We start from the raw sequence: 13,593 nt of genomic DNA on the forward strand, positions 1-13,593 counted from the left end.
GTTTCCACGAAGAACGGGCCTGGGCGTTACCAGGAAAGGTGAAACATGATCTTGGCCAGCAAGACGATGCCAGCCATGTGACAGAAAACGCTCAGGTGCACGCGAGAGCGCAGCGCGGCGTGCAGGCGCTGGCGGCGCGCCAGCGTCATGGCCGTGATCACGTGCAGCAGCACGCTGCCGGCCAGGGCCATCTTCAAGAGCAGCAAGGCGCCGAAGGCCGAGCTGCCAGGGCTGGCGAGCGCGGCGCGGTAGTGCCAGGCCATGACCAGCCCGCAGGCGTAGAGCACCGCCAGCACCCAGGGCATCACCCCCCGAACCCGCGGCGCGAGCTCCTGCGACAGCGCGCGGCGCACGTCGGCGGGCAGGCGCCGGGCCACGGGTTCCAGGAACAGCACTTCGAAGATCACCGTGCCGATGAAGATCAGCGCGGCGTACAGATGCACGATGTGCAGGACGATGTAGGTCATGGTTGGTTCCTTGAGTCGAGCAGCAGGGCATGCAGGCGTTCGGCGTCGGCGGCGCGTTCGGGGCTGCCGATCGGGCCCGAGAGTGCGATGGGTTCGACGCGGCCCTGGCCGACCACGACGCAGCGGTCGACCAGCCCCAGCAGTTCGTGCGGGTCATGGCTGATGCAGATGAGGGCTGCGCCGCGGCGCGCCACTTCTTCGTGGCAGCAGGCCGAAAGCTGGCGGCGCAGCGCGGGGTCCAGCGCGCTGAAGGGCTCGTCGAGCAGCAGCAGGTCGGGTTCGAGCGCCAGCGCGCGCGCCAGCGAGACGCGCTGCGCCATGCCCCCGGAAAGCTCTGCAGGCCACGCGCTGCCCGCGCCGTCCAGGCCGACGCGGGCAAGCCAGGCCTCGGCCATGGCGTGGGCATCGGCGGTGCGTTGACCCGCCGCGCGCAGCGGCAGCGCCACGTTGTCCCGCGCATTGCGCCAGGGCAGCAGCCGCGGTTCCTGGAACATCAGCACCGGATGCCGGAACGTGTTGCGCAGCGTGCCTTGCGTCGGCGCGAGCAGGCCCGCCGCCAGGCGCAGCAGCGAACTCTTGCCGGCGCCGCTGGGCCCGACAAGGCCAAGCCGCTCGCCGGCCGCGAGCCGCAGGTCGACCTGCGCCAGCACGGTCTGGGGGCCAAAGCGCAGCGCAAGGTTTTGCATCTCAAGCATGGCTTGGCTCCATCCAGCGTCCCAGCCGGCGCTGCAGCGGTTGCAACAGCGCGAATTCCAGCAGCGCAACCAGGCCGAAGATCAGCAGCACCCAGGCGAAGAGTTCAGCGGTGTCGAAGGTGCTGCGGGCGTTGGCGAGCGCGTAGCCGATGCCGTTTTCCGCGCCCAGCACTTCGGCCATCACGACCAGGCGCACGCCGCCGCACAGGGCAATGAGCAGGGCGGCCAGCAGCGGCGCGCTGAGCGCGGGCAGGTACAGGTGCCGCAGCCGCAACCACGGGCCGTAGCGGTAGACGTGCGTCATCTCCACAAGCCGCCGGTCCACGTGCAGCATGCCCTTGACGGTATTGACGTACATGCCGGGCGCCATCATCAGCGTCGTGATGAAGATCACCATGGGCGAGCCCATGCCGAACCACAGCATGGCTAGCACCACCATCACCACGGGCGGCACCGCCATCAGCAGCCAGCGCAGGGGCTCGATGAGGCCGCGCAGGCGTGCGCTGTGTCCGGCCAGCACGCCCAGCGTGAAGCCGATCGAGGCGCCGGCCAGCACGCCCGCGCCGATGCGCATCAGGCTGACGCCCGCGTTGGCGAAGAACTGCTCGCTGCGCACCAGGGGGCCGATGGCGCGTAGCGCCTCCCATGGCGTGGCCATGAGCAGCGGGCCGAGATGGCGGGCAGTCAGGTGCCACGCGAGTACCAGCAGCAGGATGCCGGCCACGCTCCAGCCGCGCGAGGTGCGCGCGGGACTTGCGGCGGGCGCGCTCATGGTCCGTAGAATCCGACGGGCGGCAGGTCGCCGCCGATGGCCTGCGGAAAGCAGCTGGCCAGCAGGCGGTACAGCGCCTCCAGTTCAGGACGGGCGTCGTGGGCGCTGCGGCTGTCCAGCCGCGTGCCGCGGATCGCGGTCACGATGGCAGGCGCGGGCAGGTGGGGTAGGTGTTCGCGCACGAGGTCGGCGCAGGACTCGGGATTGGCGGCGCACCAGCGCGCCGACGCCGCATACGCGACATCCACCGCCCGGCACAGTGCGGCGTCGCCCGCCACGCCGGCGCCGGCCATGACACCTGCCTGCGGCAGCGAAGGCTGTTCCGGAAAGCGGGCGCGCCACGCGGCTTCCAGGCTTTGGCCGCGGTGCAGCGCCACGCCGCCCGCTTGTTCGGCGCGCCACAGCAGCAGCGAGGCCATGGGCTCGACGAGCAACACGCTTTCGGCCTGGCCGCCCAGCATGAGGGCAATGGCGTCCTGCCCATCGCGGGTGCGGCGCAGCGTGACGTGGGCGAGGCCCTGCTCGGTCTGGGCTTGCAGCAAGGTGTCCAGCAGCACGGCCGGCAGGTCGCGTTGGAAGGGTGCCACCAGTTCGCGTCCGGCCAGGTCGGCGAAGGTCTTGACGTCGGGATTGCGGCTCACCAGCCACAGGATGCCCCACACGGAAATGTTCAGCAGGCGCACCGGCATGCCGCGGTTGTGCAGCAGCGCGGGCAGGGTGCTGGGCGCGGCGCTGAAGTCGACGTCGCGGTTCACCAGCAGCGTGCGCAACTGGTCCGGCGTTTGCCACAGGCGAAAGCGCAGCGTGTTGGTGTGGTCGGCCAGTGCGCCAGTGGCTGCCATGTGCATCAGCGGATAACTGACGACGGCGCCGGGGCCGGCAAGCGTCAATTGGGCCCGGCGGTCGGACACGGCGGCCCTGACGATTTCAAGGCGCGGCAGGAGGGCGGCGCCCAACGCCGCGGCGCAAAACCGGCGGCGGGTGTGCTGATGTGCGGTCATTATTCTAAATACGAATTATTATCGTTTTATTCTGACACTCAGCCTGAAAGACCCAGAATGACAAATATCAATGTGCTGGAGCCGCGCGCGGCGGCTGCCCGCCTGCTTGCAAGGCATCCGCTGCTGGCCGGCCTGCCGGCGGACGTGGCCGACGATCTGCTGCTGGAGGCCAGCGTGATGCGCGCGCCGGCCGGGCAGATACTTTTTGGCGAAGGCGATGAAGCGCGTCACTACCTCCTGGTCGAAGCGGGGCAGGCCGAGGTCATGCGCTACAGCTACAACGGCGACGAGCGCGTGTTCCGCGTGTTCGAGCCGGGACAGTTGATGGCCGAGGCCGCAATGTTCATGCCGCATGGCCGCTATCCCATGCAGGCGCGTGCGCGCACAGACGTGCAGTGCTGGCGGCTTGTCCGCGGCAAGCTGCACGATGCTTGCCGGCGGTGGCCCGATCTGGCGCTCAAGCTGCTGGCCGGCATGAGCCAGGCCGTGTATGACCAGGTGAACCGGGTGGACTGGATGACGTCGAGCTCGGCGGCCGAGCGGTTGGCGAACTACCTGATGGGTTTGCGGGAACGGCAGGGCGCCGAGGTCACGCTGCCGTTGAACCAGCGGCAGCTGGCGGCGCACCTGGGCATTCGCGCGGAAACGCTCAACCGGCTGTTGAACGACTGGCAAGCGCAGGGCTATATCAGCGGCAAGCGCAGCCAGTGGGTGGTGACCGACCCGGCCCATCTGGCCAGTCTGGCGATGACGGCGAAGCGGCCGTTTTGATTCGCGAAGGGTCGGGACTGCGCGTGCGCGCGAGTGGGGACGCGGCTGCGGCGCGCGTCAGCCCTTGACCTGGGCTGGCTGATAGAAGCAGTACCCGCTGTTGCGTAGCGTCTTGACTGGCAGCGTCTGCCCGCTCAGGGCTTCGACGCGGCGGCGCAATCGGCGCATTTGCGTGTCCAGCCGGCGTTGGTCGTATTCCAGATAGTCGGCACCCAGCGCCTCGACGATCTGGCGGCGGCTGATGTTTTCGCCGGGTTGGCTCATGAGGACATGCAGCACGGTCAGGTCCTGCTGCGACAGCGGCATGGCCTCGGCGCCGGGGATGTGCAGGCGGCGCGGGCCGATTTCCAGCAACCAGCTGGGAAGCGGCTGATCCTGACCCGGCTGGGGCAGCCCCAGGCGGCGCACCAGCGCGGCGAGTGTGGCGGCCAGTTCGTCCAGGTCGCAGCCCTTGCCCAGGTAGTGATCGGCGCCCATGGCAAGGCCCGAGATCCGGTCGCGGCCGGTCTGGCGCGCACTGAACACCACGATGCCGACCTGCTGGCCTTGCTGGCGCAGCCGCTGGATCAGGTCCAGGCCGCAACCGTCCGGCAGGCCGATGTCGATGACGGCAAGATGGTGGCGGCCGGGATCGAAGCGCTGGTCGAATTCCTGCAGGCTGGACACGCACGAAGGCGCGTACCCCAACTCTTCGAGGAACTCGCCGAGCTCCTGGCGCAGCACGGGTTCGTCTTCGAGCAGGATCACGTCGGGCATGGCGCGCCCGCGGAATGCAGCGTGAAGGGCTGGTGTAATCTGCCGGGTTGCACGGGAATGCTGCGTAAATTGCGATTGATGAAACGGGAATGTTACTCCAGGGCCACGCTGTGGCTGGCGCTGCTGGCCTGCCTCTTCGCGGGTCTTGTGGCCGCGGCCGGGCCGGCGCGCGCCGAGCCGCTGCGCCTGGATGGCCAGGAGCGCGTGCAGGATGCAAGCGGCCATCTTGAGCGGCTGATCGATCCCGATGGCGGGCTTGATGTCGCGCACGCGGCCGCCGCGGACGGCTGGACGGCGCTGCCGGGCAGCCTGAGCGCGGGGTTCACGCCCGCGACGATCTGGCTGCGCCTGCCCGTGCAGGTGGACAAGGTCATGCACGGCGGCTGGATGCTGCGCCTGAGCAATTCGCTGCTGGACGACGTGCGCATCTATGTGGGCCACGCCGGCGGCTGGACGATGCTGGGGCGCAGCGGCGAGGATCTGGCGCGGCGCAAGTGGCCGGTGGACTATCGCAGCCCCGTGATCCAGTTCAATCCGTCGCAACCCGGCGCCTACGTCATCCTGGTGCGGCTTCAAAGCAAGAACGCGCTGGCGACGCGGCTCGAAGTCTGGCAGCGGCTGGCGTTCGACAACCAGTCGCGGCGCGAAGGCTTGCTGTTCGGGCTGTACTTCGGCTTTTACCTGCTCCTGATCTGCGCGCACGCCGCGTTCTGGCTGGTGACGCGCGCGCCCATGAGCGGCCTGTTCCTGGCCTACATCGGCAATTGCGTCTTCAACGAGGTGCTGTCGCTGGGGTTGGTGCAGCAGTTGACGGGCCTGCCCGTGGCCTGGAGCGACCGCTTGCTGGGCGTGGGCATTGCCGTCAGCCTGCCGGTGGCGCTGCGCGTCGCGTTCCGCCAGTTGAATCTGGAAGCGCTATATCCGCGAGCCGTGCGCGGCCTGTACTGGCTGTTCTGGGGCATTGCCGCCGTGTGCTCGGCGCTGATCGTGACGGGGCATTATGGCGCCGGCATGCTGCCGATCCAGACGCTGGGGCTGCTGGTGATCATCGCGTTCATCGTCCTGGGCGCGTACCTGCTCAAGCGGGGCTGGCGGCCGGCGCGCGTTTTCGCGTTGGCGTTTGGCGTGTTCTACGTGGGCGTGCTGATCGCCTTCCTGCGCAACCTGGGGGTGTTCCCGGTCAACGCCTTCACCGAGTACGTGTCCACGCTGGGCACGATGCTGCACATGCTGCTGCTCAGCCTGTTCATCGTGGGACGCTACGAGCGCCGGCGCCGCGTCCGGGAATTGCAGCAGGCCAATCTGGCGGCCGATCTGGCGCGCCAGCACAGTCATTGGCTGGAACGCGAAGTGGCCCTGCGCACAACAGAAATGCAGAGCGAGATCGAACGCCGGGTCGCGCTGGAAGGCGAACTGCGCACCTCGCTGGAAAAGGAACGGCAGATGTTCACCGAGCAGCGCGAATTCGTGGCGATGGTGTCGCACGAGTTCCGCACCCCGCTGGCGATCATCACGACGTCGGCCCAGCAATTGGGCCGCAACCTTGCCGCGCCGCTGGAAAAAAGCCTGGCGCGCTGCGCCAACATCCGCGATGCGGCCATGCGCCTGTTGGCGCTGGTGGACGAATACCTGACCGATGACCGCATGCGCGAGCCGCGCGCCGAACTGCGCCTGACCCGGTGCGACCTGCCCGCGCTGCTGCAGGATCTGGCAAGCGAGTATCCGCCGGGCAGGGTGCAGTGCGCCTACGAAACGCAGACCCGGACGCTTGACTGCGACGCGGGCCTGCTGCGGATCGCGCTGCGCAACCTGCTGGCCAATGCCGACCGGCATTGCGCCGAGGGCGGGACGGTCAGCGTGTCGGTGCGCGAGGACGGGGACCAGCTGCGCATTGCGGTTTCCAATCCCGGCAGCGCCATTCCGGCCGGAGAGCAAGAACGGCTGTTTCAGAAATACTATCGGGGGCAGAATGCCACCCGGCATCCGGGGGCGGGACTGGGGCTGTATCTGGTCAGTTCCATCGCAGCGCGGCTGGGCGGTTGGGTGGCACTGGAAGCGGCCGGGGGCGTCGAGCCGGTGCGCTTTTGCATTACGTTGCCTCACCTGCGAGCCGGCTGAAGCCGGCACTGCCGCGAATATTGCGACGTGCGCGGCAATTGTTGCGTAAATGCATCCATTCCGCGCCATCCTTCGCGGGCCGCCGACGGTTCAAACGGGGGAAAAGCGCCGTCTTTTGGGCCTATTTGCGGCTATTCCACGAGAAACGGCTGCAGCTATTACAAGTTGCTCAGATTCGCTCAGATTCCGTTTTGCAATGATCGGTACATTTCAGACACGAAATTTACATGGTCACTACAAAATGTCTCGCCGCTTTCCGCTTACTCGCCTCGCCGCTTTGCTTAGCCTGAGCCTGCCGTTTTCCGCCCCGTCGGCGCTTGCACAGCCCACCGACTACATCCTCCATGCGGGTAGTGTGCCCACCGTTGTCAACGTTGGGGATTACACCTCGATCAGCCTGGTCGGCGGCACGATCGTGGACGGCGACGTCGTGAACGATGGCTTGATGTGGCCGATGCGCTTCAGCCCCAATGGCGGCATCAAGGTGCAGGGATCGACCGTCAATGGCTCGATCATCAACCAGGCCGCCCGGCAACTGACCAGCAATCGCGCCGGTATCAGCATCTCGGCCGGCGCCATGGTCAAGGGCGACATCATCAACGAATATCGGATTTCGGGCGAGTACAGTTCGGGCGTCGGTATCGAAGTGATCACCTCGAGCACAGTGCTGGGCAAGATCATCAACAACGGAAGCATCGACGCGGGCATCGTTGTCTCGGACGGCACGGTCACCGGCGGCATCCTCAACAACGGCGTCATCAATCCCAAGATGGATGGCATTGCCCTTGACGTCGCCGGCGCCAGCGCGCCGATGACGATCGTCAACGGCGGCACGATCGCCGGCGACGTGATGCTTGGCACGTCCACCCTGGACATCACCGGCGGCACCATTACGGGTGGCGTCGTGGGCCCCGACGCCATCATGAACATCAATGGCGACTTCGGGGCAACCTCCAAGATCAGCGTCGGCCAGATCAACGTCGCGCCGGCCGCGACGCTGACGCTGAACGGCAACACCATGAAGGGCCTGGTGAACGTGAAGGGCACGCTGGCGGGTTCCGGCGAAGTCGGCCCGACGACCTTGGAGTCGGGTTCGACCCTGTCGCCCAACGCCGCGGCGCAGTCGAACCACATCTTCATGATGTCGATGTCGCCGGTTGTCGTCACCCCGCCGTCGCCGATCGGCACCATCACGGTGAATGGCGACCTGACCTTCAAGCCGGGCTCGACCTATCGCGTCGACGCCACCGCCGAGGGCAAGAGCGATCGCGTCAAGGTCACCGGCACGGCCAATCTGGCGGGCTCCGTGGTGCACGTGGGTTCGGGCGGCACGTACGCCGAATCGACGGCCTACACCATCCTGTCGGCCAACACCCTGAACGGCCACTTCGACAGCGCGACCAGCGACATGGCCTTCCTGCAACCGTCGCTCAGCCATCAAGGCAACCAGGTCGTGCTGACGCTCGACAAGAAGCAAGTGCCGACCGACCCGGATCCCAAGCCGACCGAGCCGACTCCCACGCCGACCGAACAGGCCCCCACGCCGACCGAACCGGCCCCCACGCCGACCGAGCCGGCTCCCACGCCGACCCAACCGGCCCCCACGCCCATCGGCAACGGCGGCACCCGCCCGATCGAATTCGCCGACCTGGCCGTGACCGGCAACCAGCGTGCGGCCGCGAACGCGTTGCAAAGCCTGCCCACGACCAGCTCGCTGTACACGCGGGTCCTGAACCTGCCCAACGGCGCCCCGGCCGGCGTGTTTGCCGACCTGTCCGGCGAATCGTTCGGCAGCAGCGTGTCGGCGATGCAGAACGTCAGCAACAACGTCGCCAGCCTGCCCACGGCACAGCTGCGCGCCAACATGAATGCCGGTTTCGTGGCCGGTCCCCCCACGGCGCAGGTCGGCCGTGGAGACGCCTCCATGCTGCCGCGCTCGAATGCGCAGCCGCTGTGGGCGCAGGCCTTCGGCAACTGGCGCACGATGGACGGCAACGGCGACGTCGCCAAGTCCCGTGAACGCGACGTCGGCATCTTTGTCGGTGGCGATCATGGCGTGGGCAACGGCTGGCGTCTGGGTGGCGCGTTCGGTTACACCGATAGCCGCATCACGGTAAACGACCGCTCGGCCAAGTCCGACGTGAACAGCTACAGCGCGATCCTGTACGGCGGCAAGTCGTTCGAAGCCGGCTCGGGCAAGATCAACTTCACGGCTGGCGTGGCCTACACGTGGCACGACATCGACAGCAAGCGCAACATCAACGCGGCGGGCCAGTATCAGGAGCTGAAGGCCGACTACAGCGCCAGCACCGGCCAGGTCTTCACCGACGTGGGCTACGCCATCCCGCTGAACGACCGCGTCACGCTCGAGCCGTTCTTTGGCGCGGACTTCAGCGACCTGCGCACCCGCGGCTTCTCGGAGTCGGGCGGTGACGCCGCGCTGAGCGGCAAGCGCAGCACGAACAACGTGGGCACCACCACGCTGGGCCTGCGCGCACAGACGACGTTCGACGTGAAGGACAACGCGGGCCGCCTGCGCGGCATGCTGGGCTGGCGCCATGCTTACGGCGACCTCAATCCGGAAGCCACGATGTCGTTCGACGGCAGCCAGCCGTTCACCGTCGCGGGCAACCCGCTGGCGCGTGACGCGGCGGTCATGGAAGTGGGCGTGGATCTGGCGATGAGCAAGAACGCGACGCTGGGTCTGGCGTACTCGGGCCAGTTCGGCGACGGCAACCGCCAGAACACCGGCACGGTCAACGTGAGCTGGCGCTTCTAAGGCGATTCGATTCTGATCGGATGCGAAGGCCGGCCTCTTGGAGGCCGGCCTTTTTTCGTGCGGGGCCCGTCTTCGCCCGGCAAGGTGTCAGGCGCCCGCGCCTCGGTGCAATACCGGGTGTCCGGCGGCATCGCGCTTCGATACACTGTTTGGCCACCCCTATAACGAGAACGCCATGAGACAGATGCTTCCGACCCTGGGCGCCGCCCTGTTGCTATCGCTGGTCGCGAACGCCGCCGCCGCGCAGCAATCCCCACCCCGCGATCCCTTCTTCTGGTTGGGAGAAATCAACAAGGCCACGGCGGTGATCAACACCGACGAGGGCCTGCTCGACAAGTCCATGGCGCCGCGAATCGCCGCCGGCGTGGCCAAGGTCATTAGCGACGGCAATCAGCCCGGCGCCAAGCGGCCGGCCACGGTCATCACCTTCGAGCCCCTGCTGATCAAGGCCGCTGGCGAGGATGTGACCCTGCTGCACGCGGGCCGTTCCAGCCAGGACATGCACGCCACCTATCGCAGCGCGATTCTGCGCGACAAGCTGCTGGAACTGGCCGACCAGTTGAACGCCACGTCGACCACGCTGGTGGAGCTGGCCGCCAAGCATGCGGGCACCATCGTTCCCAACTACACCAATGGCGTGGCCGCGCAGCCCAACAGTTACGGACATTACCTGCTGGGTCAGGCGGCAGGCCTGGCGCGCGATGCGCAGCGCATCCGCGAGGCCTACGTGCGCATCGACCGCTCGCCCATGGGCACAACCGTGCTGAACGGCACGAGCTGGCCGCTGGACCGCAAGCGCATGGCGCAATACCTGGGCTTCGAGGCGCTGGTCGACAACGCCTACGACGCCTCGCAGATCTCGTCCATGGACCAGCCGGTCGAGGTCGCGTCCATCGTCACCAGCATCGCGCTGCGTACCGGCAATTTCGTCGAAGACGTGATGACGCAGTATGCGCAGTCGCGTCCGTGGATCCTGCTGCAGGAAGGCGGCGGCAATACCTACGTGTCCAGCGCCATGCCGCAAAAGCGCAATCCGGGCCTGCTCAACGACACGCGCAGCGACGCCTCCACCGCGGTGACCCTGGCGATGGGACCCGTGCTGCAGACGCACAACATCACGCCGGGCATGAGCGATCCCAAGGACGTGAAGCAGAATTCCGCGATGGTCGACAGCGCGATCTCTGCGCTCAAGCGCTGGGACCGCGTGCTCAAGGCGATGGTCATCAGCCCGGACCGCGCGCTGGAAGAGCTGAACAGCGACTGGACGGCCTCGCAGGAACTGGCGGACGTGCTGATGCACAAATACAAGCTGCCATTCCGCGCGGGCCATCATTTTGCGTCCGAGGTGGTGTCGTACGCCAAGGCCAACAACATCAAGCCGTTGGATTTTCCGTACGAACAGGCGCGCCGCATCTATGCGGACGCCATGAAGGATTCCAAGTACGGCACGGACCTGCCGATGAGCGAAGCCGAGTTCCGCGCGACGCTGGATCCCGTGGCCATCGTGAAGAACCGCGCCACCAGCGGCGGCCCGCAGCCCAAGGAGATGGACCGCATGATCCAGGAGGCGCGCGAGCAGCTGGCCTCGCAGGACAAGTGGATCAAGGCGCGCCGCGCGCACATCCGCGATTCGCTGGCGGAACTGGACAAGCAGTTCGACGCGCTGGTGGCCAGCGCACCGAAGCCGTAGCGGCCAGCGAAATACGCCTGAGGCCGTTTCACGGGGGCGGCCCCACCTTGGCGGCCCCACCTAGACGGCTTCACCTAGGCGGCCCCGTCTCCCCCGCAGGCCTGCAGCACGCAGCCGCGCAGCCAGCGATGGGCGGCATCGCCGTCCATTCTGGGATGCCACAGCATCGACACCGTGAAGGGCGTCATCGAGAAGGGCAGCGCAAAGCTGCGCATGCCCGCGCGTAGCGCGGCAGTGTGCCTGTCCGGCACTGTGGCGATCAGGTCGGTGTCGCGCACTAGCGCCAGCGCTGTGGAAAAACCGCTGGCAATCGTGGCGACATGCCGCGCGCGGCCAGCCTGCGCAAGCGCCTCGTCGATCGGGCCGGATTCGCGCCCGCGGCGCGACACCAGAATGTGGCGCGCGTTCACGTAGCGCGTCAGCGTGACGTTGCCGCGGGCCAGCGGATGGCCCGCGCGCATGACCCCAATAAAGTGATCCTGGAACAGCGCGCGCGTGCGCAGCTCGGGACTGGCTGACTGGCCCACCACGCCGGTCTCCAGGTCCACGGCGCCGTCGCGCAGCGGCGCGCTGTCCTTGTCCAGTTTTTGCAGGAAGCGCAGCCGCACGCCCGGCGCTTGCGTGTCGATGCGGGTCAATAGGCGCGCGCCGAAGTTCTCCACGAAGCCGTCGGTGACGCGCAGGGTGAAGGTGCGCACAAGGGCCGCGGGATCCAGCGTTTCGGTGGGGCGCAGCACGGCCTGCGCATCCCGGACGAGCCCGCCGACCTGCTCGCGCAGCGCCAGCGCACGGGGCGTGGGCACCAATCCGCGCCCGGCGCGCACCAGCAGCGGATCGCCCGTGACGTCGCGCAGCCGCGCCAGCGCGCGGCTCATGGCGGAGGGACTCAGGCGCAACCGGCGGGCGGCGCCGGCCACGCTGCCTTCCGCGAGCAGCGCGTCCAGGGTGATGAGAAGGTTCAGGTCGGGCGTGGACATGCGGCAAACGTAGCACGCCGGCAGCCGATGCGCTGACATTTGGCATGGCGCCGCGTGCAGGTATTAGCTGCAAATGCTGCGCCTTCCGCCAGGTGATATTGCGGCCTACGCTGGTGTCCTGTCTCTTCCATTCAGGACGCCATCATGCCGATTTCCGATCCCTCGCCCTCCCAGCCCCGTCTGGCGCTACTGTGCTGCCTTTCACTGGCGATGCTGCTGTCTTCGCTGGGCACCAGCATCGCCAACGTCGGCCTGCCGGCATTCACGCTGGCATTCGGCGCGCCCTTCCAGTCGGTGCAGTGGGTCGTGCTGGCTTACCTGCTGGCCATCACGATTGCGGTGGTCAGCGCCGGGCGGCTGGGCGACCTGATCGGCCGCCGCCGTCTGATGCTGGCCGGGCTGGCGTGGTTTACCGCCGCGTCGGTGCTTTGCGGGGTGGCGCCCGGTTTGTGGACGCTGGTGGCCGCGCGCGCCGCGCAGGGCATGGCCGCGGCCGTGTTGATGACGCTTGCCATGGCCTTTGCCGGCGAGGCGGCGCCCAAGGGGCGGGCCGGCAGCGCCATGGGTCTGCTGGGCACGATGTCGGCGGCCGGCACCGCGCTCGGGCCGACGCTGGGCGGCGCCCTGATCGCCGGGGCGGGGTGGCGGGCGATCTTCCTGGTGAATCTGCCGCTGGGGCTGCTGGCGTTCTGGCTGGCCTGGCGGCACCTGCCTCGCGATGCGCAGCGTGCCGCGCATCAACCGGTTCGCTTCGACTGGCCGGGCAGCGTGCTGCTGGCGCTGACACTGGCCGCCTATGCGCTGTCCATGACGCTCGGGCGTGGCCGTTTTGGGGGGCTCAATGTCATTCTGCTGACTGCGGCGGCGGGCGGCGCAGGCCTGTTCATGTGGGCGCAGGCGCGAACGGCGCAGCCGCTGGTGCGGCCGGCCATGATTGGCAACCCTTTGCTGGCGGGCGGCTTTGCGGCCAATGCGCTGGTCGCCACGGTGATGATGGCGACCTTGGTGGTGGGGCCGTTCTATCTGTCGGGAGCATTGGGGTTGAGCGCCGTGCAGGTCGGGCTGGCGATGTCCTGCGGTCCGCTCGTGGCGGCGCTGGCCGGCGTGCCGGCGGGCCGCTGCGTGGATCGTTTCGGCAGCCGGCCGATGACGTTGCTTTCGCTGGGCGCGGTGGGCGGCGCCTGCGCCGCGCTGCCGGCCGCCGCGCAGGCGTTCGGCGTGACGGGTTACGTCGCGGCGCTTGCCACGATGACGGCGGGGTATGCACTGTTCCAGGCAGCCAACAACACGGCGGTGATGGCGGCCGCAGGCGGCAGCGAACGCGGCGCCGTGTCGGGCATGCTGAACCTGTCGCGCAACCTGGGCCTGATCACGGGCGCCTCGGCAATGGGCGCGGTGTTTGCCGCGGGCGCCGGGGCCGCGTCATTGGCCGATGCGCCACCCGCCGCGCTGGCGGCCGGGCTGCGCGCGACGTTTGTCCTGGCCGCCGTGCTGTGCGGGCTGGCCATGGCCGCCGTCGCGGCAAGCAGCAAGCGGCTTGCCGCCGTCCAGCCGTAACGCAGTCCGG

The 13,593-nt window shown here is 68.0% G+C and carries 11 protein-coding genes; 5 read left to right on the forward strand and 6 right to left on the reverse strand.

Annotated features, from left to right (window positions below; translation table 11 throughout):
* Positions 1–26 precede the first annotated feature (26 nt).
* The 4 genes from KVT32_RS10660 to KVT32_RS10675 are packed head-to-tail and all read right to left on the reverse strand — an operon-like array spanning position 27 to position 2,935.
* The gene (locus KVT32_RS10660) at positions 27–467 is read right to left on the reverse strand and encodes a CopD family copper resistance protein (protein ID WP_152382682.1); all 441 of its coding nucleotides are present in this window, start codon (positions 465–467) and stop codon (positions 27–29) included.
* Complete coding sequence (locus tag KVT32_RS10665) at positions 464–1,162, reverse strand: ATP-binding cassette domain-containing protein (RefSeq protein ID WP_217618160.1); 699 nt, start codon at positions 1,160–1,162, stop codon at positions 464–466. The genes KVT32_RS10660 and KVT32_RS10665 overlap by 4 nt, the downstream gene beginning before the upstream one ends.
* On the reverse strand, positions 1,155–1,934 hold the full coding sequence (locus KVT32_RS10670) for an ABC transporter permease (protein ID WP_217618161.1): 780 nt from the start codon (positions 1,932–1,934) through the stop codon (positions 1,155–1,157). The genes KVT32_RS10665 and KVT32_RS10670 overlap by 8 nt, the downstream gene beginning before the upstream one ends.
* Positions 1,931–2,935 carry an ABC transporter substrate-binding protein gene (locus KVT32_RS10675; RefSeq protein WP_217618162.1) on the reverse strand — a complete coding sequence of 335 codons (1,005 nt, stop codon included), beginning with the start codon at positions 2,933–2,935 and terminating at the stop codon, positions 1,931–1,933. Before KVT32_RS10675 ends, KVT32_RS10670 begins: the two co-directional genes overlap by 4 nt.
* A gap of 57 nt (positions 2,936–2,992) precedes the next feature.
* Here KVT32_RS10675 and KVT32_RS10680 point away from each other — a divergent pair, with 57 nt between their 5' ends.
* Positions 2,993–3,706, forward strand: coding sequence for a Crp/Fnr family transcriptional regulator (locus KVT32_RS10680; protein ID WP_152382678.1), 714 nt, complete (start codon positions 2,993–2,995; stop codon positions 3,704–3,706).
* 57 nt (positions 3,707–3,763) lie between these two features.
* Here the strand turns inward: KVT32_RS10680 and KVT32_RS10685 are convergent, their stop codons facing one another.
* The gene (locus tag KVT32_RS10685; RefSeq protein ID WP_152382677.1) at positions 3,764–4,462 is read right to left on the reverse strand and encodes a response regulator transcription factor; all 699 of its coding nucleotides are present in this window, start codon (positions 4,460–4,462) and stop codon (positions 3,764–3,766) included.
* Positions 4,463–4,540: 78 nt separating this feature from the next.
* On the opposite strand from KVT32_RS10685, the gene KVT32_RS10690 reads away from it, so the two are divergent.
* From KVT32_RS10690 to KVT32_RS10700, 3 genes are all read left to right on the forward strand, one after another.
* Positions 4,541–6,580: a sensor histidine kinase gene (locus KVT32_RS10690; RefSeq protein ID WP_217618163.1), complete on the forward strand. Its 2,040-nt coding sequence runs from the start codon at positions 4,541–4,543 to the stop codon at positions 6,578–6,580.
* Positions 6,581–6,821: 241 nt separating this feature from the next.
* Entirely contained in the window at positions 6,822–9,359 is a 2,538-nt protein-coding gene (locus KVT32_RS10695; protein ID WP_217618164.1) for an autotransporter outer membrane beta-barrel domain-containing protein, read from the forward strand.
* A gap of 175 nt (positions 9,360–9,534) precedes the next feature.
* Positions 9,535–11,049 (forward strand): argininosuccinate lyase, encoded by a 1,515-nt coding sequence (locus tag KVT32_RS10700; protein ID WP_152382674.1) that lies wholly within the window; start codon positions 9,535–9,537, stop codon positions 11,047–11,049.
* Between the two features lie 74 nt (positions 11,050–11,123).
* Here KVT32_RS10700 and KVT32_RS10705 read toward each other — a convergent pair whose 3' ends face one another.
* On the reverse strand, positions 11,124–12,026 hold the full coding sequence (locus tag KVT32_RS10705; RefSeq protein ID WP_175156137.1) for a LysR family transcriptional regulator: 903 nt from the start codon (positions 12,024–12,026) through the stop codon (positions 11,124–11,126).
* 144 nt (positions 12,027–12,170) lie between these two features.
* Here KVT32_RS10705 and KVT32_RS10710 point away from each other — a divergent pair, with 144 nt between their 5' ends.
* A complete protein-coding gene (locus KVT32_RS10710) occupies positions 12,171–13,583 on the forward strand; it encodes an MFS transporter (protein WP_227741307.1) in 1,413 nt (470 codons plus the stop codon).
* Positions 13,584–13,593: the final 10 nt, after the last annotated feature.

Origin of the sequence: Achromobacter sp. GbtcB20 (genome assembly GCF_019091095.1) — a bacterium.
GTDB lineage: Bacteria > Pseudomonadota > Gammaproteobacteria > Burkholderiales > Burkholderiaceae_B > Achromobacter > Achromobacter mucicolens.

What these genes read in the sequence shown, in the direction of transcription:
- KVT32_RS10685 (WP_152382677.1), bottom strand. Translation starts at nt 4,462, where the DNA reads ATGCCCGACGTGATCCTGCTCGAAGACGAACCCGTGCTGCGCCAGGAG.
- KVT32_RS10700 (WP_152382674.1), top strand. Translation starts at nt 9,535, where the DNA reads ATGAGACAGATGCTTCCGACCCTGGGCGCCGCCCTGTTGCTATCGCTG.
- KVT32_RS10680 (WP_152382678.1), top strand. Translation starts at nt 2,993, where the DNA reads ATGACAAATATCAATGTGCTGGAGCCGCGCGCGGCGGCTGCCCGCCTG.
- KVT32_RS10690 (WP_217618163.1), top strand. Translation starts at nt 4,541, where the DNA reads ATGAAACGGGAATGTTACTCCAGGGCCACGCTGTGGCTGGCGCTGCTG.
- KVT32_RS10695 (WP_217618164.1), top strand. Translation starts at nt 6,822, where the DNA reads ATGTCTCGCCGCTTTCCGCTTACTCGCCTCGCCGCTTTGCTTAGCCTG.
- KVT32_RS10675 (WP_217618162.1), bottom strand. Translation starts at nt 2,935, where the DNA reads ATGACCGCACATCAGCACACCCGCCGCCGGTTTTGCGCCGCGGCGTTG.
- KVT32_RS10670 (WP_217618161.1), bottom strand. Translation starts at nt 1,934, where the DNA reads ATGAGCGCGCCCGCCGCAAGTCCCGCGCGCACCTCGCGCGGCTGGAGC.
- KVT32_RS10660 (WP_152382682.1), bottom strand. Translation starts at nt 467, where the DNA reads ATGACCTACATCGTCCTGCACATCGTGCATCTGTACGCCGCGCTGATC.
- KVT32_RS10665 (WP_217618160.1), bottom strand. Translation starts at nt 1,162, where the DNA reads ATGCTTGAGATGCAAAACCTTGCGCTGCGCTTTGGCCCCCAGACCGTG.
- KVT32_RS10710 (WP_227741307.1), top strand. Translation starts at nt 12,171, where the DNA reads ATGCCGATTTCCGATCCCTCGCCCTCCCAGCCCCGTCTGGCGCTACTG.
- KVT32_RS10705 (WP_175156137.1), bottom strand. Translation starts at nt 12,026, where the DNA reads ATGTCCACGCCCGACCTGAACCTTCTCATCACCCTGGACGCGCTGCTC.